This is a genomic window from Erwinia sp. 009765445, assembly GCF_058137865.1.
On record NZ_JBYUWC010000016.1, the window covers coordinates 94,374 to 113,070 of the forward strand.

An 18,697-nucleotide genomic window follows, 5' to 3' on the forward strand; every position below is an offset into this window, starting at 1 on the left:
GAGAGTCGGCTTTTTTTGGTAAAACTAAAGGGTAAACATTATGACACGTCGCGCTATCGGCGTTAGCGAGCGGCCACCGCTGCTGCAAACTATTCCACTCAGCTTCCAGCATTTATTTGCCATGTTTGGTGCAACGGTGCTGGTTCCGATCCTGTTCCACATCAACCCGGCCACTGTGCTGCTGTTCAACGGCGTCGGCACTCTGCTGTATCTGTTTATCTGTAAGGGCAAAATCCCGGCCTATCTTGGCTCCAGCTTTGCGTTTATTTCTCCTGTGCTGCTGTTGTTGCCGCTGGGTTATGAAGTGGCGCTGGGCGGTTTTATCCTCTGCGGCGTGCTGTTCTGTCTGGTCGCGCTGATTGTTAAAAAAGCCGGTACCGGCTGGCTGGACGTGATGTTCCCTCCGGCGGCGATGGGGGCCATCGTGGCGGTTATCGGGCTGGAGCTGGCAGGAGTGGCGGCCAATATGGCCGGTCTGCTGCCTGCTAACGGCGCGTCAGTTGACAGTAAAACGATCATCATTTCGATGGTCACACTGGCCGTGACGGTGTTTGGTTCAGTGCTGTTCCGCGGCTTTATGGCGATCATCCCGATTCTGATTGGCGTGCTGGTTGGTTACGCGCTCTCTTACTTTATGGGTATCGTTAACTGGTCGACGGTGGAAGCTGCGCCGTGGTTTGCACTGCCAACCTTCTACACGCCGCGTTTCGAGTGGTACGCGATGCTGACCATCCTCCCAGCCGCGCTGGTGGTGATTGCCGAGCACGTCGGGCATCTGGTGGTGACCGCGAATATCGTTAAAAAAGACCTGCTGAAAGATCCGGGACTGCATCGCTCGATGTTTGCCAACGGTATTTCGACGGTGATTTCCGGCTTCTTTGGATCCACGCCTAACACCACCTACGGCGAGAACATCGGCGTAATGGCAATTACCCGTGTTTACAGCACCTGGGTAATTGGCGGCGCAGCGATTCTGGCTATCCTGCTCTCCTGCGTGGGCAAACTGGCGGCGGCTATTCAGGCGGTGCCGGTTCCGGTGATGGGCGGCGTGTCGCTGCTGCTGTACGGGGTAATCGGTGCTTCGGGGATCCGGGTGCTGATTGAATCGAAAGTGGATTACAACAAGGCGCAGAACCTGATCCTGACCTCGGTGATCCTGATTATCGGCGTCAGCGGTGCTACAGTGCATATCGGTGCCGCCGAGCTGAAAGGTATGGCGCTGGCGACAATTGTCGGCATCTGCCTGAGCCTGATCTTCAAAGTTATCAGCCTGATCCGGCCGGAAGAAGTGGTGCTCGATCCGCAGGATCGCGACCACGTTTAAGTTCACGGGCGGCTGCGGTCGCCCGTTTCATTATCTTCATCAAGTTGTGATAAACTTGCGCCGGATTTTGCCCGATCAACACTGAGGTGCTTCTGAACACACCGGCACAGCTGTCATTGCCACTGTATCTGCCCGATGACGAAACCTTCGCCAGCTTCTGGCCGGGGGAAAATCCGTCGCTGATTGCCGCGCTGCAAAGTGCGTTGCAGCAGGAGCACGGCAGCTATCTCTATTTCTGGTCTCGTGAAGGTGGCGGACGCAGTCATTTGCTGCATGCTGCCTGTGCGGAACTTTCAGCCCGCGGAGAAGCGGTGGGGTACGTGCCGCTGGATAAGCGGACCTGGTTTGTTCCGGAAGTGCTGGACGGTATGGAGCAGCTGGCGCTGATCTGTATCGACAATATTGAATGCATCGCCGGAGATGACCCCTGGGAAATGGCGATCTTCGATCTCTATAACCGCATTCTTGAAACCGGCAGAACCCGTCTGCTGATCACCGGCGATCGTCCACCCCGCCAGCTCAATCTGAAATTACCTGACCTTGCCTCACGCCTTGACTGGGGGCAAATCTATCGCCTGCAACCTCTGTCGGATGACGATAAACTGCAGGCATTGCAGCTGCGGGCCAGGCTGCGGGGGTTTGAGCTGCCGGAAGATGTAGGGCGGTTTCTGCTCAAGCGCCTCGATCGTGAGATGCGCACGCTGTTTGTGACGCTGGACAAGCTGGACCGGGCGTCGATCAGCGCCCAGCGTAAGCTGACGATCCCCTTTGTGAAAGAAGCTCTCGATCTCTGATACCTTCTTCCGCCCCTGTAAATCGTCGGGTCGAATAAATTTCCTCCTCCGGTTTATGCAAATACCACCCGTCATTTAGCCCTGGCTACAAAATCTCCAGCACCTGCTCCGGCGGACGGCCCAGCCGCGCTTTGCCGTGAGCAAGCACAATCGGGCGCTCAATCAGTTTCGGGTTTTTCACCATTGCCTGCAGCAGTTGCTCTTCACTTAGCGACTTATCCGCCAGCTTTAACTCTTTATAACTCTCTTCTTTATTACGCATCAGCTGGCGGGCAGAACTGAAACCCAGCTGTTTAAGCAGTGCTTTTAAGGTGGCGACATCTGGTGGCGTTTCCAGATACAGCACCACTTCCGGATTGATGTCTTTCTCCTCCAGCAGCGACAGCGTTTCACGGCTTTTGGAACAGCGAGGGTTATGGTAAATCTGCACGTCGGACATAATCATCCCTTTTATGATTTCTGATACTGGCGGAAACGCTGCTGCAGCTGGCGCAGCTGGTCAATTCTGGCATCGTAGCGGGCCTGCTTCAGGCTGCCCAGCGGCACGGAGGCGCTGGCACTGCTCAGGCTCCTGATCGCCTGATCGAGCTGGCCGTTTAGCGCCAGGCTTTCCGCCCGGGCAGCCTGCTCTTCATCGGTCAGGCCCTGAGCGGCAGAGGCCTGCGCCAGTAGATCCCAGCCGTTAGGATCGTCTTTGTGCGCCCAGGTGTAGCGATAGAGGATCTTACTGGCATTGGCCGGTTGCTTCGCTTCAACATAGGCGTTAGCCAGGTTGAGTTGAACCACCGGGCTGGCGCTGGCCCCTTTGGCACTCTGCAGCAGGGTGATTGCCTGCTGGGGTTGCTTCAGCCCGATATCGATATCGGTCATGATATCCAGATACCAGACGTTAGCAGGCTGTTTTTCCAGCAGCGGGGCAATGATTTTTTTCGCATTCTCAAAGCTCTTTGCCTGCAGGAACTGCACCGCTTTACCGTACTGCGCGGCGGCCTGTTCGCGGGTATTGCCTTTGTTCAGCGTATCCAGCAGGTCATCGGTCAGTTGATTCTGCCCGGTGGCGTACATGCCCAGTGCGCGCACTTTTGCCATGTAGTAATCCTGCGAGGACTGCACCACCACCGGCTTCATCTGATTTGCCCGGTTACGGGCGTCTGACAGACGGCTGTCCGGCAGTGGGTGAGTCAGCAGCATTTCCGGCGGTTTAGAGGCGAAGCGCGACTGATCGGCCAGCTTCTGCAGAAAATTTGGCATGGCTTCGGGATCAAATCCGGCGCGTTGCAGCACCTGGATGCCGATACGGTCAGCTTCCTGCTCGTTTTGCTGGGTGAAGCTGATCACACCCTGTTGCGTTCCGGCCAGCGTGCCGCTCAGGGCCGCCATCCCGGCCTGCGGGTTTGCCATCGCCAGGAGGATTGAACCCAGCGCACCGACCCAGGTCAGCGGCGCATTACGCTGCTGTTCTTCCATGGCACGCGCCAGATGGCGCTGGGTGACGTGGGAAATTTCGTGCGCCATGACTGAGGCTAGCTGGCTCTCATTGTCGGTATAGCGGAAAAGCGCGGAGTGCAGCACCACGTTACCGCCAAAGAAGGCGAAGGCGTTGATCTCATCGTTGCTAATCAGAAAGAAGTGGAAGGGCGTTTTCACCGACCAGGCATGAGCGACCAGCCTCTGGCCGAGCTGGTTGATGTAGTCGTTCAGCAATGGGTCGTTAATCAGTGGGGCACTGCCGCGCAGCTGGCGGACATAGAAGTCACCCATCTGCATTTCCTGATTAATGGAGAGGGTGTTACCCGCCGTGGTCCCGATATCGGGCAGGCTGTCACTGACGTCTGCAGTTGCCGCGAAAGAAGTGGCCACTGCTGCTGCAACCAGTGAGGCCAGTGCACATTTTTTCACTCGGTTAATCATGCTGAATCCCATTCTGATGATGTCCTCGTTTGACCGGTTGCCGCCAGGCAATCAGGCCAGCCTTCCCGGGCTGCAAGTTTTGCAGGTTATCTTAACCACAGGTGTAGCGGAAGGAAACGGGTGAGGATGCGATAAAATGCAGCATAATGTTATCTGATGTCAAAAATCGCAGAAAAAAATTGAATAATCACGCGGCGACTTGTTCATCATGGATGACAGACTGGTGTGAACTGCCGGTGCCGATCCGGGCAGAGAAAACCCTTTTATTATTCGTAACAGCCCGAAGAACTCATTAAAGTTAGGTAAATTTATTCAATAAATCTGAATGTGGCATGGAATTTGATTAGGTTTACTCTGAAAAATTGCCGGTAAGAGTCGGTTGTCCACCAGCGGTAAAATAACATTATTTATATTTTCAGAGTGGGAGCATATTTATTTTAGTGCCAAATTATACAAGCACGGATTAAGTTAAAACTTGAGAGGTAAAGTGATTTCGAACGGGGGTAACAATAAATTCGGACCGTAATTTATTACGTGGAATGCAATGGTGTCTATTAATTATTGGATCTTATTTTTTTGCATTTTCCGATAATCCTTCGGTTTGGCTGGATAGAGCGAATTATTAATAATTACCCTGCTGTATAAATTGCCCTCTTACCCGGTTTTGGTAGCGTAACATTCCGGTCCGGCTATGTTATAGATCTCCTGTCGTTGGTTGAACCTGACGGTATTCCGATCCCTTTGTCGTCTGACCTGTAGTCCAGTTGCGGAGAGCATCCTATGCGCCCAGTTGTATCCTATGTCTTAATCGCCGTTGTGGCGGGTTTTGTCGGAGCCAGCTTTTCAAAAGCCCCCGAAATAGCGGATAAGTTCAATGAGCATTTCGGTACTCAACCCACCGACCCTGAAGGATTCTGGTCAACTCCGGCGATTGCAGGATATGGCAAAATCCATTACGAATCTGATGCTGCCTATAAACCTGCCGTCGGCGACAGTAATAAAATCATCTTCCAAATTACCAAAGCGGAAAATGGTCCGAACGATCCTAATCTGGGCCTGGAACGTGTGGCCAGGGTGGTGAATTTATACGTGGCATCAGGCGTGCCGGTCGACCAGCTCAAATTTGTCGTATCGGTGACCGGCGACGGAACCCCGGCTATGCTGAATAACGAGCAATATAACAAGATGTTCGGCATGGATAACCCGAACCTCAAACTTATTAGCGAATTACGCTCAAAAGGCGTCGACGTTTCGGTATGCGATCAGTCCGTGGCCTTCCATCACTTCCAGCATGACTGGATTGATAAATCAGTGACCCATGCGTTGTCCAGCCCGACCACCGTTTCCACGCTGGAGAACCAGGGGTACGCTTTCCTCGCAATGTAAACCACATTGTGTTCCTGCAGACCAGGCGGGTCGTTGACCCGCCGAAAAGGAGAAAAGCCTGATGCGCCAGACGCTACAAACAGCCGTCATCGCAGCCGTAGTCAGCATCCTTACCGTTAAAGCCCCCGCCATTTACCAGACAGCCACCGATCTGGTTTCCAGCAAACCCATACCACCGAAAGGATTCTGGCAAACGCCGACCATTGAAGGTTATGGTAAAATTCACGATCGCCCGATGGCAGCCTTCCGCCCGGACAGCAGCCAGCATTACAAGGTTGTCTTCCAGATTCAGAACGGGCATCAGCCAAAACAGTCAGTGAACAGCGAACTGGATCACGTGGCGCGCACGGTGAATCTGTATGTTGCTGCGGGTGTTCCACTGCAAAACTTGAAATTTGTGGTTGCCATTGCCGGTTCAGCCACGCCGGTAGTGCTGGATAATCAGCACTATCATGAGAAATTTGGAGTCGATAATCCTAACCTGCCCCTGATCGCCCGGCTGAAACAGGCCGGGATTATCGTTTCGGTCTGTGACCAGGCCGTGGCCGGGCATAACTATCCCTTTGACTGGGTGGATAATAATGTCACTCATGCGCTGTCGAACCTCACTATCGTTACCACGCTGCAGCAGCAGGGCTACGTGCTGATGCCGATGTAGCCCGGGCCGGCGTGTCACACGCCGCTTTTTATCCTTCATTTTTCTGTCATACAGCGCTGCTAGTTTTCTCGCCATGAGATCGATCTCAGGGCAATGGTGAGCGAATGACAGATTTACTTCGGGTGGCAAAACTGGCAGGCGTTTCGCGGGCAACCGCCGCAAGGGCATTTTCTTCGTCTGAGCTGGTTCGTGAGGAAACCCGCCTTAAAATTTTTGCCGCTTCTGAACAACTGGGGTTTCGTCCCAACCTGATCGCCCGTCAGTTGCGTACGCAATCCTCCCGCACGCTCGGCGTGCTGTTGCCTTCTCTGAGCAATCCGGTTTTCGCCGAACAGCTGCAGGCGATGGAAGTGGCCGCACAACAGCAGGGCTACTCGTTGCTGATTGCCACCAGCGATTATCAGCCGCAGCGTGAAGCCTAGATTGTGGAAAACATTCTGCGCCAGCGCGTTGATGGCCTGGTGCTGACGGTGGCGGATGCAGACAACAGCGAAGTGCTGGCGAGTCTGCAACAGGAAGCTGTGCCGGTAGGGCTGGTACATAACGCTCCCCAGACGCTCAACGTGCCTTCAGTTTGCGTCGATAACCGTGAAGCCGTGCGTCAGGCCACCGCGCATCTGCTGGCGCTTGGGCACCGGAATATCGGGATGATTGCCGGGTCAATGTTGCAATCTGACCGTGCCCGTCAGCGCTATCTTGGCTACTGCGATGCGATGACCGACGCAGGTTTAAGCCCGACCCCCGTGCTTGAGATGCCCAGCCATACCCGTTCCGATTTACAGACGCTTGAACCCGTATTAATGGGGCCTCAGGCGATGACCGCTCTGCTTTGTACCAATGATCTGCTGGCGATCAGCATGATGGGTGAAATGATGCGCGCGGGCTACCGCGTGCCGCAGCAGATTTCCATCGTCGGCTTCGACGGCATCGACCTTGGGCGGCTGGTTTATCCGTCGCTGACTTCAGTAGTGCAACCTTTACAGAACATGGGAACCCGTGCGGTGAGTCACCTTCTGGCATTAATTGTCGGAAAGACGCCGCTTTCCGCCTCGCCGCTGCCGGTGCAGCTGCGCGTCGGTGATAGCATCGCGCCACCTCCTGGTCTGCTTTAGCCAACACCTTTATGACACCATTACACCAACATCCGGGAAAACTTATGTTACAGCGTAAACAGTTCACCAAAATAGCCGCCGCCGCGCTGCTGGCTGGCACCGCGCTGGTCAGTCAACTGGCCTCGGCTGCTGATGCCATCTGCTATAACTGCCCGCCAGAGTGGGCCGACTGGGGCACTCAGCTGAAAGCTATTGCCAAAGACACCGGCATCAACGTTCCGCAGGATAATAAAAACTCTGGCCAGGCTCTGGCACAGATGGTGGCGGAAAAAGCCAATCCTGTTGCGGACGTAGCCTATCTTGGCGTCACGTTTGGTATTCAGGCAGCGAAATCTGGCGTGGTAGCGGATTACAAACCGACTGAATGGAATGATATTCCTGCCGGAATGAAAGATCCGGACGGCAAATGGGTGGCGCTGCACTCCGGCACCATGGGCTTTATGGTCAATGTTTATGCGCTGGTTGGCCTGCCCGTTCCGCAGTCGTGGAATGACCTGCTGAAGCCGGAATACAAAGGAATGATCGGCTTCCTCGACCCATCCAGCGCCTTTGTCGGCTATGTTGGCGCTGTGGCGGCTAACCTGGCGATGGGCGGGACATTACAGGATTTTGGTCCGGGCCTGGCGTATTTCAAAAAGCTGTCGGCCAACAAACCTGTCGTGCCAAAACAGACTGCTTATGCACGCCTGCTGTCCGGCGAGATCCCAATCTTGCTGGACTACGACTTCAACGCTTACCGTGCAAAGTATAAAGATCATGTCAACGTTGCCTTCGTGATCCCGAAAGAGGGCACCATCACCGTGCCTTACGTAATCAGCCTGGTGAAGAATGCACCTCATGGTGATAACGGCAAAAAAGTGATCGACTATGTGCTGTCCGACAAAGGCCAGGCAATCTGGGCCGATGCTTATCTGCGTCCGGTGCGCACCAGCGCCATGTCGGTTGAAGCGAAGAAACGTTTCCTGCCAGACAGTGATTATGCCCGTGCGAAGACCGTGGATTATCAGCAGATGGCCGATGTGCAGAAGGCTTTCTCCGCTAAATATCTGAGTGAGATCCAGTAATGTCCGTGCCGTCAATCCGCACCGATACGCGCCCCGTTACTGGGGCGCGTTTCGTCCTGCTGTCACGCAAGGCTAAGGTGCAGTGGATGCTGGTTCCGGCGCTGGTATTTTTTGCCGCCTTCTGGCTTCTGCCTTTCGCCACGCTGGTGATGATGGGCACGCAGCCGGATAACAGCACCCGCGTGAATGCTTACTGGACGATCCTGACCCAGGCGCAGTATCTGCAGAGCCTCGGCGTCACCGTGTTGCTTTCTCTGCTGGTTTCTCTGCTGGCGGTAGCGATTTGCGCCATCGTCGGCTGTTTTCTCGCCCGCCATCAATTTGCAGGACGTTCGTTGCTGCTGGCAGTGCTGACTTTCCCGCTGGCTTTTCCCGGCGTGGTGGTGGGGTTTCTGGTGGTGATGCTGGCCGGGCGTCAGGGGCTGCTGGCGCAAATCGGCCTGGCGCTGTTTGATGAACGCTGGATGTTTGCCTATTCATTGACTGGTCTGTTTGTCGGATACCTCTATTTTTCCATCCCTCGCGTGGTGATGACGCTGGTGGCTGCCTGCGAAAAACTGGATGCCTCACTGGAGGAAGCCGCCCGGTCGCTGGGGGCCAGCCAGTGGCGCGTGGTCTGGGACGTGATTGTGCCGGGTATTTCTCCCGCGCTGTTTTCCAGCGGTGCCATCTGCTTCGCCACCAGTATGGGCGCGTTTGGAACCGCTTTTACCCTTGGCACAGACCTGAAGGTGTTGCCGCTGACGATTTACGGTGAATTTACCAACTATGCCAATTTCGCCACTGCTGCTGCGCTTTCGGTGGCGATGGGCGGTGTGGCATGGCTGGCTCTGGTGCTGGCACGCTGGCTGGCCGGTGAACATAAGGGGGGCGCGTGATGAAACGATCCGGTCTGTTCTGGCTGCAGCTGATTTTCACCCTCTGCCTGTGCCTGTTTATGGTCGTGCCGATCGTGCTTTCGCTGCTGGCTGGCGTAACTGAAAACTACTTTATTGGCCTGAAAAGCGGCCTGACCCTGCGCTGGGTGGTTGAAGTCTGGCAGATGTATGCCGGCACCATCTGGCTGTCGCTGCTGATTGCCCTCAACTGCGTGGCCTGCGTGCTGGTGCTGGGGGTGCCTGCCGCCTGGGGATTACTGAAAACCCCGTCCCGCTGGGCCAGCCGTCTTGAAGAGTTCCTGCTGCTGCCGGTGGCGTTACCGGGGCTGGCTACCGCACTGGGGCTGATCCTGATTTATGGCGGCTTTCACGGCCTGCGTGACAGCTGGCTGTTTATTCTGATCGGGCATGTGCTGTTCACCCTGCCGTTTATGGTGCGGCCGGTGCTGGCGGTGATGCGCACCAGCCAGCTGTTGCAGCTGGAAGAGGCGGCAGCCAGTCTGGGGGCCGGTTTCTGGCGGCGCTTCTTTACCGTTATTGTGCCCAACTGCCGCAACGGGATCCTCGCCGGGGCGTTTATGGTGCTGACGCTGTCGATCGGTGAATTCAACATTACCTGGATGCTGCACACGCCGCTGACCAAAACCCTGCCGGTGGGGCTGGCTGACAGCTACGCCTCGATGCGGCTGGAAGTGGGCTCCGCATATACGCTGATTTTCCTGGCTATTATTCTGCCGCTGCTGCTGGCACTGAGCTGGCTGACCCAACTGGTGCAACGCCGTGCCGTGGCGCAGGCTTTACCTGTTAAGGAGACGGTCTGATGGCAGACTCTCTGAGTATTCATTTACGTCAGTGCTCACGCACTTTTGCTGGCGGGGCCACGGCCCTGCATCCTCTGGATCTGGACATTGTGGCCGGTGAAACGCTGGTCCTGCTGGGGCCGTCGGGCTGTGGCAAAACCACCACCCTGCGCATTATCAGCGGACTGGAATCCCCGGACGCGGGGGGGGAAGTGTGGTTCGGCGACAGCAATGTCACGGCGTTGCCGATTGAGAAACGCAACGTCGGCATGGTGTTCCAGAACTACGCGCTATTCCCGAATATGAACGTGGCTGAAAACGTTGGCTACGGTCTGCGCATTCAGGGCGTGCCAAAAGCCGAAATCCGCGAGCGGGTGGACGAAATGCTGGTAATGGTCGATTTGCTGCCGTTTGCCACGCGCCCTGTTCAGGCATTATCCGGCGGCCAGAAGCAGCGTGTTTCGCTGGCGCGCGCCCTGGCGGCCCGGCCTGAAGTCCTGCTTTTTGATGAGCCACTGGCGGCGCTGGACGTCAAGCTGCGCGTGCGTCTGCGGGAAGACATCGGCCACCTGCTGCGTAAGCTGAGCATGACCGCGGTTTATGTCACCCACGATCAGCAGGAAGCGATGGCGCTGGGCGATCGAATCGCCGTGCTGGAACGTGGGCGGATAGCGCAGATCGGTACTCCGCAGGAAATCTACCAGCATCCTGCCACACGCTTTGTGGCGGATTTTGTCGGCGCGATCAACTGTATCAGCGAAACCCGATCAGACTCTCCGGCTCGCTATTGCCGCCCGGAAGATATTCAGCTAGGAGAGTTCATTGCGGGGCAGCGCGGTGGACGCATTGTTGAGACATTATTTCTCGGTGCCAGTCAGCGGTTGTTTATTGATATTGGCATGGATAAACCCATCCAGGTTGAACGTTCTGCCCGTGAGCAGTGGATGACGGGGCAGCAGGTGGGTGTGATGGTCAGTGATAACGTGGTGATGAACTTTTAATGTTTAGTACAGGAAACAGAATGTCGATTCAGCAACCGGTTCTGGTCGCCCAGATTAGCGACCTGCATATTAAAGCCCACGGGAAACTCTCCTACCGCAAAGTGGACACGCTTGGTGCGCTGCGTAAAATTATTGCCCGCTTAAATGCCCTCCAGCCTCGTCCCGATACGGTGGTGATCACCGGTGACCTGGTGGACTTCGGCAATGAAGACGAGTATCAGACGCTGAAAGAGGCGCTGCAGGCTCTGGAAATTCCTTTCTGGCTGATGGCGGGTAACCACGACGATCGGCAGATGCTGCGTAAGGTTTTTACCGATCAACCCTATCTTTTCCAGCTCCAGGAATTTATCCAGTGGGAAGGCGAGTGTGGCCCGCTGAGGCTGCTGGCGCTGGACTCCACAGTGCCGCAGCAGCCACAGGGGGAGCTGTGCGAAGAGCGTCTGTGCTGGCTGTCAGAGCGCCTGCGTACGGAGCCTTTGCGCCCAACGCTGGTGATGCTTCACCATCCCCCGTTCATCAGCGGTATTGGTCATATGGACCGTCAGCGGCTGGTCAATCCTCAGGCGCTGGCCGAAGTGATTGGGCTTCATCCGCAGGTTGAGCGCGTATTGTGTGGCCATGTACATCGCAGCATGCAGGTCAGATTTGCCGGAACGCTGGCATGCAGCGCGCCAGGCGGTTCTCATCAGGTGGCATTCGATTTGAGCGATGATGGCCCGGCGAATTTTTGCCTGGAACCGGCGGGCTTTTTACTGCACCACTGGACGGCTGAGCAGGGAGTGGTGACCCATCAGTGCGTGGTTGACACCTTTGCAGGACCCTATCCATTCTATAATGAGAACGGTCTCATCGATTAATTCCGATTATTGCTGGTTTAAAGAGCTTTCGATTATTTCCAAAATGGACAAGAGGTGTACAATTGGTATGGTGCTTTACCAGGGCATAACACGCACTTAAGACAAATGCGCACATAAAATAATAAGGCGCTATATTATGAAACATCTTGCTGAGGTGAGTCCATGTTGAGGCTTAGTCTCCCCAAAACGGACTTGCGCACGCTCATTACATTGTTAGCCGTGGCCAGCATCGTCATTACGCTGGCCAACTCGCTGTACGCCACCTGGCGGGTGCAGCGTGATGTGCTGATCAATAATACGCTTGAATCCAATCGCGTTTACGCTACTAAACTCGCCTCGACCACTGAGATGTTCTTTCAGCTGGCGCAGTCGCAGCTTGCCTACAGCGCTAAAGAGCTGGGGAAAGGCATGGATAATGATGCGGTGATGCAGAGCGAAGTGGAGCGTTTGCGCCAGCAAACCAACAGCTTTAACTCAGTGGTGATTGTGGATGCCAATGGCTGGGTGAAAGCGATCTCCCCTGAGTCCCTGATGCTGAAAGGCATGCATCTGACCACCGCTACCACGCAGCAGGCGCTGGCGGAGAAAAAGCCGCTGATTGGCAAACCGGGCATTTCGGCAGCCAATAACCTGATGGTTTTTGTCTCTTATCCTGTCTGGTCACCCACCGGCAGCTATCTTGGCTTTGTCGGCGGTACAATTTACCTGAAGAAGAAAAGCATTCTTAACGAGCTGCTGGGCGAGCAATTCTACCGGGATGGCTCGTCACTGTACGTGGTGGATGAAGATAACCGCGTGCTCTATCACCAGAACAACAAGCTGATTGGGCAGAAAATCCCCCAACTGGTGGGTGACGATCTGAAGAAGAAAAGCAGCAATGGTTTTCTTGAGGTGACCAAAGAGAGTGGTGAGCCGATGCTGGCCGGTTATGCCATGGTGCCTACAGCGGGCTGGACGATTGTGGCGCTGAAGCCGACCCAGACCACGCTGGCCCCGCTCAGCAGCCTGCTGCTGAAGGTGTTGCAGCATTCGGTGCCGTTTGCGGTGCTGACGCTGATTATCGCCTGGATACTGGCCCGGCTTATCGCTCTGCCGCTGTGGCAGCTGGCACGAAAGGCCAGCCAGATGGATGCGCAGGGCGTGTCGAAAGAGATTAACGGCATCCGCTCCTGGTACTATGAGGCCGCGCAGATCAAACGGGCGTTGCTGGCTGGTATCGGGTTGCTGCAGGATAAAATCGGCCGCCTGAAGTTTGAGGTGCTGGCGTTGGATATCGATCACTTTAAAAAGGTCAATGATACCTGGGGCCACGATGTGGGTGACCATGTGATCCAGAGCGTGGCGCAGCAGCTGGAAAAGAGCTCGCGGCAGACTGACGTGGTGTGCCGCAACGGTGGCGAAGAGTTTCTGATGATCCTGCCGGGTGCCGAGCGCGATATTGCTGTGGTGATTGCCGAGCGGGTGCGGAAGAAAATCGAATCACTGCCGCTGCCTTCCGTCGGAAATATTTCCATTTCTGTTGGGGTCGCCTTCTGGAAAGCTGATGAGATGCCGATAGAGCGGACGTTTAAGCAGGCCGATGATGCGCTGTATCAGGCAAAAAATGCCGGTCGTAACCGCGTGGTCACCGCTCAGCAGCAGGAGTCTGCCGCGCTGGAACTTCAGCGTCATCAGGGTTAACGCCGGACCGGCTGTGCTTCGGTGCAGCCGGTCAGTCGCGCGACATCCCACCGCGCTTTCAGGTACACTCTTCCCCCTTCTTCAGTAAGCCAGGATCTCTTCCATGCTGGACCTTTTATTACAGTGGTATCGCCGCCGATTCAGCGATCCTCAGGTGATTGCGCTGCTGGCGATCCTGCTTGCCGCCTTCTGCATTCTGTTCTTCTTTAATGGCTTGCTTGCTCCGTTACTGGTGGCGCTGGTGGTTGCTTACCTGCTGGAGTGGCCGACAGTGCGTCTGGAACGTCTTGGCTGCTCGCGCACCTGGGCAACCAGCATCATCCTGGCCCTGTTCGCCACGCTGTTGTTGCTGCTGGTGTTAGTGGTGGCACCGGTCGCCTGGCAGCAAGGCATCAATCTGGTCCATGAGCTGCCTTCGATGCTCACCGGGCTGTACCGCTTTGCCACCCGTCTGCCGGAGCGTTTCCCGACGCTGATGGACGTGGGTATTGTCGATATCGTGGTGGATAACCTGCGCAGCCGCCTGAGCGGGTTGGGTGATCAACTGGTGAAATACTCTCTGGCCTCGCTGGTTGGTCTGATGACGCTGGCGATCTATCTGGTGCTGGTGCCGCTGATGGTGTTTTTCCTGCTCAAGGATAAAGAGCAGATGCTGGCCGCTATCAGCCGCCTGCTGCCGCGTAATCGCGGGCTGGCAGGGCAGGTATGGGAAGAGATGCATCAGCAGGTGTCGAACTATATTCGCGGCAAGGTGCTGGAGATGATTGTGGTGGGCATCGCCACGTGGATTGGCTTCCTGGCTATTGGCATGAACTACGCGCTGCTGCTGGCGGTGCTGGTTGGCTTCTCGGTGCTGATCCCTTACGTTGGTGCGCTGGCCGTGACCATTCCGGTGGTGGGCGTGGGTCTGGCGCAGTGGGGATTCGGCGGTGATTTCTGGACGATGATTATCGTCTACCTGATTATTCAGGGGCTGGACGGCAATATTCTGGTGCCGGTGCTGTTCTCAGAAGCAGTAAACCTTCATCCGCTGGTGATTATCCTGTCGGTGGTTATTTTCGGCGGCCTGTGGGGATTCTGGGGGGTGTTTTTCGCTATCCCACTGGCAACTCTGATCAAGGCGGTGGTGCATGCCTGGCCGGATGAGCTGCATGCAGAGAAAAAGCGACTGAAGTAATCAACAGGTTATAAAAGGGATTTTATAAATAAATTTAAGACCTTTCATAACGGGCGGAGGCGGCCCCGCCCGCTACAGCATCAGGCTGACTTCAGGTAATCCATCACGATATCGTGGTGGTTACTGGTTTTGAAGTCATCAAACACTTTTTCAACTTTACCGTCGGTACCAATCAGGAAGCTGATGCGGTGGATACCGTCATAGGTTTTGCCCATAAAGGTCTTCTCGCCCCAGATACCAAACTGCTCGCAAACCTGGTGATCTTCATCCGAAAGCAGGGTGAAGTTCAGGAGCTCTTTCTCAACAAATCGTGACAGTTTCTCTGGCTTATCGGTGCTGACGCCGAGAACTTCCACGCCCGCCTTTTTCAGCTCGTCCATGCTGTCACGCAGGCCGCACGCCTGTACGGTGCAACCTGGCGTCATCGCTTTCGGGTAGAAATACACCAGAACGCGCTGTCCCTGGAAGTCGGTTAAATTTACTTGTTCGCCATCCTGATCGGGCAAGCTAAATTTCGGTGCCAAATCACCGGCTTTCAGTGGATTCATCACTACTCTCCATTTTTTCATCATGCTGTGGATACTGGACCACGCTAATAGTGCCCTGCGCTTTTAACTCTGTACAGAGGCGGTTAAACGCCTGCTCAATAAATGAGGCGTCCTGGCTGGCAGGACTGTGAGCCGTTATTTGAATATAGAGCAAGGGTGGCCGATTTTCTTGCGCAGGCTGAGTGCGGGACACCAGTTCGGCGATATTCATCTGATGGGAATCAAAGAGATCGGTAAAGCGCTCGATAATATGCGGCGAGTCCGTTACTTCCACCTGAACCCAGACTGTGGCAGGCATTGGCGGCCGTTCGCGGAAGGTGGTGCGCTTCATGACGATCAGCAGCTCCAGCTCTGCGCCCTTCAGTGGCAGAGTGGATTCAATCAGCGTAATGGCGTTCCAACTGCCGGAAAGCAGCATGATAAAGGTGAACTCATCACCCAGCATGGCAAGACGGCTATCTTCGATGTTGCAACCGCAGCTACTGACGTGACGGGTAATAGTATTAACAATCCCCGGGCGGTCAACCCCCAGCGCGGTAATAACCAGATGATGTTGCTCTGACTGCGGCAAAATGAGGCTTCCTGTAGGTCTCAGTGATTAGCAATTGTGATAACCCTAAGGTAAACATAAAAAATACCCCCTGCCAAGGGGCCTGGAGGGGATGTCCGCTTGCTTTTCAATAGCCGTAAACCGTACCATGAAGCACTTGTTTGTGGAGGGGATGGCTAATGTTCACGGGAAGTATTGTTGCACTCGTTACGCCGATGGATGACAAAGGGTATGTCTGCCGTGCGAGTTTGAAAAAACTGATTGATTATCATGTTGCCAGCGGAACCTCGGCAATTGTCTCGGTAGGGACCACCGGCGAATCTGCCACATTGAGCCACGACGAGCACGGTGACGTGGTGATGCTGACCCTGGAGCTGGCCGACGGCCGCATCCCGGTGATTGCGGGCACCGGCGCTAACGCCACAGCGGAAGGTATTTCGCTGACCAGACGCTTTGAAAAGAGCGGCGTGGTGGGTTGCCTGACCGTCACCCCTTACTACAACCGTCCGACTCAGGAAGGGCTGTACCAGCACTTTAAAGCCATTGCAGAAAGCACCGACCTGCCACAGATGCTGTACAATGTGCCGTCGCGAACCGGCTGTGACATGCTGCCAGAAACGGTAGGTCACCTGGCTAAGATCAAAAATATTATCGGAATCAAAGAAGCCACCGGGAACTTATCGCGGGTTAGTCAGATCCAAGAGCTGGTTGAAGAAGACTTTATTCTGGTCAGCGGCGACGATGCCACTGCGCTGGACTTCATGCAGCTGGGTGGTCGGGGCGTCATCTCCGTGACGGCAAACATCGCCGCGCGCGAAATGGTGGAGCTCTGTACGCTTGCACAACAGGGTAACTTTGTGGAAGCTCGCCGCCTTAATCAGCGCCTGATGCATTTGCATCAGAAGCTATTTATTGAGCCTAATCCTATCCCGGTAAAATGGGCTGCTAAGAAATTAGGATTAATTGCAACCGACACGCTGCGTCTACCCATGACGCCGATGACTGATGCCGGTCGTCCGGTTGTTGAGCAGGCACTGAAAGACGCAGGCCTGCTGTAAATTTAGGGAGAATTAATGGCTTATTCAGTACAAAAATCCACGGTCGCGAAGGTCGTAGGATTATCGCTGGTGATGATGCTGGCCGCCTGTTCCAGCGATCAGCGCTACAAGCGCCAGGTCAGCGGCGACGAATCTTACCTGCAGGCCGCTGACGTCAGTGAACTGCATGCGCCAGCAGGGATGCTCCTGCCGCTGCAGAACGGGGATTTTGATATTCCATCCGCCAGCTCCACCGGCGCGATTGGCAAGCAGCTGGACATCCGTCCACCGGCTCAGCCACTGGCGCTGATGAACGGAACCCGCTCTCAGTTCGCCGGAAACTCTGGCGTGCTGCTGGTTGATAACACCCGTAATGGTGCTCTGTGGCCGCAAGTGGTGGACGTGGTTCAGGCGCGTAACTACCCGATTGCCAGCCGTACTGATGCCAGCCAGACGCTGTCCACCGACTGGGTGCAGTGGAACCGTGCTGATGAAGACCATCAGTATCGTGGCCGTTACCAGATCAGCGTGCAGCAGCAGGGCTATCAGCAGGCGCTGACCGTCAGGCTGCTTGAGCTGCAGCAGGAAGGTAAGGCGGTGACCTCTCCGGTCCAGATCCAACGCTATACTGCACAGATGCTGAACGAGTTGAGCAGCGGTCTGGATAAGATCGAAACCACCAATGAAAATGCCGCCGCGAAACGCAGCTCTGCCCGGATTGATGTGCAGAGCGGTGCTGATGATACCGGCCTGCCGGATCTGATCGTGCGTGCGCCATTTAACATCGTCTGGGATCGTCTGCCAGCGGCGCTGGGACGTGTTGGCATGAAAGTGACCGACAAAAACCGTTCTCAGGGCAGCCTCAGCGTGACCTATAAAACGCCAGACAGTGAAGACTGGGACAAACTGGGTGCGAAAGATCCTGGCCTGCCAAACGGCGATTATAAGCTTCAGGTTGGCGATCTGGATAACCGCAGCAGCCTGCAGTTCCTCGATCCGAAAGGCCATACGCTCACCCAGTCGCAGAACGACGCGCTGGTGGCCGTATTCGAAGCCGCTTTCAGTAAGTAACACCCTTAGGCCGGAGAGTTCCGGCCTTTTTTATTCTCTGCTGCGTAAACGATTGCTTCGGTTTTTTCGCCGCAGAACGTACAATAGCCCCCGCCAATATTTTTAGTTCTGTCATGTGGAGTTAACAAGATGCAAAAGCAAGCTGAGTTGTATCGCGGCAAAGCGAAAACCGTTTACAGCACCGAAAATCCGGACCTGCTGGTACTCGAATTCCGCAACGATACTTCAGCACTGGACGGTGAGCGTATCGAACAGTTTGATCGTAAAGGGATGATTAACAACAAGTTCAATTATTTCATTATGACTAAGCTGCAGGAAGCCGGGATCCCAACCCAGATGGAAGCGCTGCTCTCTGATAACGAAGCGCTGGTGAAGAAACTGGATATGGTACCGGTGGAGTGCGTGGTGCGTAACCGTGCCGCAGGCTCGCTGGTGAAGCGTCTTGGCGTGGAAGAGGGCATGATCCTCAATCCGCCGCTGTTTGACCTGTTTCTGAAGGATGACGCCAAACACGATCCAATGGTTAACGAATCCTACTGTGAAACGTTTGGCTGGGTGAACAAAGAGAATCTGGCGCGTATGCGTGAGCTGACTTATAAAGCCAACGACGTGCTAAGCAAGCTGTTCCTCGATGCCGGTCTGATCCTGGTGGACTTCAAGCTGGAGTTCGGCCTGTTCAAAGGCGAAGTGGTGCTGGGCGATGAGTTCTCCCCGGACGGCGCGCGCCTGTGGGACAAAGAGACCCTGAACAAGATGGACAAAGACCGCTACCGTCAGAGCCTGGGTGGCCTGATCGAAGCGTATGAAGAAGTGGCAAACCGTCTGGGCGTTAAGCTGGACTGATTTCTG

18 protein-coding genes and 1 pseudogene are annotated in these 18,697 nt (G+C 55.3%); 15 read left to right on the forward strand and 4 right to left on the reverse strand.

What is annotated here, in order from left to right; all coding sequences use genetic code 11:
- Window positions 1-40: 40 nt before the first annotated feature.
- Both uraA and hda read left to right on the forward strand, forming a co-directional pair.
- A complete protein-coding gene (gene uraA, locus AC3Y5R_RS17750) occupies window positions 41-1,324 on the forward strand; it encodes a uracil permease (protein ID WP_489922409.1) in 1,284 nt (427 codons plus the stop codon).
- An 86-nt stretch (window positions 1,325-1,410) separates the two neighbouring features.
- Window positions 1,411-2,118 carry a DnaA inactivator Hda gene (hda, locus tag AC3Y5R_RS17755; RefSeq protein ID WP_489922410.1) on the forward strand — a complete coding sequence of 236 codons (708 nt, stop codon included), beginning with the start codon at window positions 1,411-1,413 and terminating at the stop codon, window positions 2,116-2,118.
- 85 nt (window positions 2,119-2,203) lie between these two features.
- On the opposite strand, the gene arsC is transcribed toward hda, so the two are convergent.
- Both arsC and bepA read right to left on the reverse strand, forming a co-directional pair.
- Window positions 2,204-2,557 (reverse strand): arsenate reductase (glutaredoxin), encoded by a 354-nt coding sequence (arsC, locus tag AC3Y5R_RS17760; RefSeq protein WP_489922411.1) that lies wholly within the window; start codon window positions 2,555-2,557, stop codon window positions 2,204-2,206.
- 11 nt (window positions 2,558-2,568) lie between these two features.
- Window positions 2,569-4,029, reverse strand: coding sequence for a beta-barrel assembly-enhancing protease (bepA, locus tag AC3Y5R_RS17765; protein WP_158782617.1), 1,461 nt, complete (start codon window positions 4,027-4,029; stop codon window positions 2,569-2,571).
- A 780-nt stretch (window positions 4,030-4,809) separates the two neighbouring features.
- Between bepA and AC3Y5R_RS17770 the strand changes: the two genes are divergently transcribed.
- From AC3Y5R_RS17770 to AC3Y5R_RS17815, 10 genes and pseudogenes are all read left to right on the forward strand, one after another.
- Window positions 4,810-5,415, forward strand: coding sequence for a DsrE family protein (locus AC3Y5R_RS17770; RefSeq protein ID WP_489922412.1), 606 nt, complete (start codon window positions 4,810-4,812; stop codon window positions 5,413-5,415).
- 61 nt (window positions 5,416-5,476) lie between these two features.
- Complete coding sequence (locus AC3Y5R_RS17775; protein WP_489922413.1) at window positions 5,477-6,073, forward strand: DsrE family protein; 597 nt, start codon at window positions 5,477-5,479, stop codon at window positions 6,071-6,073.
- Between the two features lie 104 nt (window positions 6,074-6,177).
- A pseudogene (locus AC3Y5R_RS17780) lies at window positions 6,178-7,185 on the forward strand (LacI family DNA-binding transcriptional regulator).
- 44 nt (window positions 7,186-7,229) lie between these two features.
- The gene (locus AC3Y5R_RS17785) at window positions 7,230-8,249 is read left to right on the forward strand and encodes an ABC transporter substrate-binding protein (RefSeq protein WP_489922414.1); all 1,020 of its coding nucleotides are present in this window, start codon (window positions 7,230-7,232) and stop codon (window positions 8,247-8,249) included.
- A complete protein-coding gene (locus AC3Y5R_RS17790) occupies window positions 8,249-9,127 on the forward strand; it encodes an ABC transporter permease (protein ID WP_489922415.1) in 879 nt (292 codons plus the stop codon). The genes AC3Y5R_RS17785 and AC3Y5R_RS17790 overlap by 1 nt, the downstream gene beginning before the upstream one ends.
- The gene (locus AC3Y5R_RS17795; RefSeq protein WP_489922442.1) at window positions 9,127-9,948 is read left to right on the forward strand and encodes an ABC transporter permease; all 822 of its coding nucleotides are present in this window, start codon (window positions 9,127-9,129) and stop codon (window positions 9,946-9,948) included. Before AC3Y5R_RS17790 ends, AC3Y5R_RS17795 begins: the two co-directional genes overlap by 1 nt.
- A complete protein-coding gene (locus AC3Y5R_RS17800) occupies window positions 9,948-10,928 on the forward strand; it encodes an ABC transporter ATP-binding protein (RefSeq protein ID WP_489922416.1) in 981 nt (326 codons plus the stop codon). Before AC3Y5R_RS17795 ends, AC3Y5R_RS17800 begins: the two co-directional genes overlap by 1 nt.
- A 20-nt stretch (window positions 10,929-10,948) precedes the next feature.
- Window positions 10,949-11,785 carry a phosphodiesterase gene (locus AC3Y5R_RS17805; RefSeq protein ID WP_489922417.1) on the forward strand — a complete coding sequence of 279 codons (837 nt, stop codon included), beginning with the start codon at window positions 10,949-10,951 and terminating at the stop codon, window positions 11,783-11,785.
- A gap of 162 nt (window positions 11,786-11,947) precedes the next feature.
- A complete protein-coding gene (locus AC3Y5R_RS17810) occupies window positions 11,948-13,465 on the forward strand; it encodes a sensor domain-containing diguanylate cyclase (RefSeq protein ID WP_489922418.1) in 1,518 nt (505 codons plus the stop codon).
- 103 nt (window positions 13,466-13,568) lie between these two features.
- Window positions 13,569-14,642: an AI-2E family transporter gene (locus AC3Y5R_RS17815; protein WP_489922419.1), complete on the forward strand. Its 1,074-nt coding sequence runs from the start codon at window positions 13,569-13,571 to the stop codon at window positions 14,640-14,642.
- A gap of 80 nt (window positions 14,643-14,722) precedes the next feature.
- On the opposite strand, the gene bcp is transcribed toward AC3Y5R_RS17815, so the two are convergent.
- Together bcp and AC3Y5R_RS17825 are read right to left on the reverse strand one after the other, a co-directional pair.
- A complete protein-coding gene (gene bcp, locus AC3Y5R_RS17820) occupies window positions 14,723-15,190 on the reverse strand; it encodes a thioredoxin-dependent thiol peroxidase (protein ID WP_158782611.1) in 468 nt (155 codons plus the stop codon).
- Window positions 15,168-15,761 carry a glycine cleavage system transcriptional repressor gene (locus AC3Y5R_RS17825; protein ID WP_158782610.1) on the reverse strand — a complete coding sequence of 198 codons (594 nt, stop codon included), beginning with the start codon at window positions 15,759-15,761 and terminating at the stop codon, window positions 15,168-15,170. The genes bcp and AC3Y5R_RS17825 overlap by 23 nt, the downstream gene beginning before the upstream one ends.
- A gap of 158 nt (window positions 15,762-15,919) precedes the next feature.
- Between AC3Y5R_RS17825 and dapA the strand changes: the two genes are divergently transcribed.
- From dapA to purC, 3 genes are all read left to right on the forward strand, one after another.
- On the forward strand, window positions 15,920-16,798 hold the full coding sequence (gene dapA, locus AC3Y5R_RS17830; RefSeq protein ID WP_489922420.1) for a 4-hydroxy-tetrahydrodipicolinate synthase: 879 nt from the start codon (window positions 15,920-15,922) through the stop codon (window positions 16,796-16,798).
- A 15-nt stretch (window positions 16,799-16,813) separates the two neighbouring features.
- Window positions 16,814-17,848 carry an outer membrane protein assembly factor BamC gene (gene bamC, locus AC3Y5R_RS17835; protein WP_489922421.1) on the forward strand — a complete coding sequence of 345 codons (1,035 nt, stop codon included), beginning with the start codon at window positions 16,814-16,816 and terminating at the stop codon, window positions 17,846-17,848.
- 129 nt (window positions 17,849-17,977) lie between these two features.
- Window positions 17,978-18,691: a phosphoribosylaminoimidazolesuccinocarboxamide synthase gene (gene purC / locus AC3Y5R_RS17840; protein WP_489922422.1), complete on the forward strand. Its 714-nt coding sequence runs from the start codon at window positions 17,978-17,980 to the stop codon at window positions 18,689-18,691.
- Window positions 18,692-18,697 lie beyond the last annotated feature (6 nt).

Bases quoted from the DNA above. Each gene is read 5' to 3' on its own strand.
- AC3Y5R_RS17800 (WP_489922416.1), top strand. From the start codon at position 9,948: ATGGCAGACTCTCTGAGTATTCATTTACGTCAGTGCTCACGCACTTTT.
- dapA (WP_489922420.1), top strand. From the start codon at position 15,920: ATGTTCACGGGAAGTATTGTTGCACTCGTTACGCCGATGGATGACAAA.
- AC3Y5R_RS17775 (WP_489922413.1), top strand. From the start codon at position 5,477: ATGCGCCAGACGCTACAAACAGCCGTCATCGCAGCCGTAGTCAGCATC.
- AC3Y5R_RS17790 (WP_489922415.1), top strand. From the start codon at position 8,249: ATGTCCGTGCCGTCAATCCGCACCGATACGCGCCCCGTTACTGGGGCG.
- bcp (WP_158782611.1), bottom strand. From the start codon at position 15,190: ATGAATCCACTGAAAGCCGGTGATTTGGCACCGAAATTTAGCTTGCCC.
- bepA (WP_158782617.1), bottom strand. From the start codon at position 4,029: ATGATTAACCGAGTGAAAAAATGTGCACTGGCCTCACTGGTTGCAGCA.
- AC3Y5R_RS17795 (WP_489922442.1), top strand. From the start codon at position 9,127: ATGAAACGATCCGGTCTGTTCTGGCTGCAGCTGATTTTCACCCTCTGC.
- AC3Y5R_RS17805 (WP_489922417.1), top strand. From the start codon at position 10,949: ATGTCGATTCAGCAACCGGTTCTGGTCGCCCAGATTAGCGACCTGCAT.
- AC3Y5R_RS17810 (WP_489922418.1), top strand. From the start codon at position 11,948: ATGTTGAGGCTTAGTCTCCCCAAAACGGACTTGCGCACGCTCATTACA.
- AC3Y5R_RS17770 (WP_489922412.1), top strand. From the start codon at position 4,810: ATGCGCCCAGTTGTATCCTATGTCTTAATCGCCGTTGTGGCGGGTTTT.
- purC (WP_489922422.1), top strand. From the start codon at position 17,978: ATGCAAAAGCAAGCTGAGTTGTATCGCGGCAAAGCGAAAACCGTTTAC.
- uraA (WP_489922409.1), top strand. From the start codon at position 41: ATGACACGTCGCGCTATCGGCGTTAGCGAGCGGCCACCGCTGCTGCAA.
- arsC (WP_489922411.1), bottom strand. From the start codon at position 2,557: ATGTCCGACGTGCAGATTTACCATAACCCTCGCTGTTCCAAAAGCCGT.
- AC3Y5R_RS17815 (WP_489922419.1), top strand. From the start codon at position 13,569: ATGCTGGACCTTTTATTACAGTGGTATCGCCGCCGATTCAGCGATCCT.
- bamC (WP_489922421.1), top strand. From the start codon at position 16,814: ATGGCTTATTCAGTACAAAAATCCACGGTCGCGAAGGTCGTAGGATTA.
- AC3Y5R_RS17785 (WP_489922414.1), top strand. From the start codon at position 7,230: ATGTTACAGCGTAAACAGTTCACCAAAATAGCCGCCGCCGCGCTGCTG.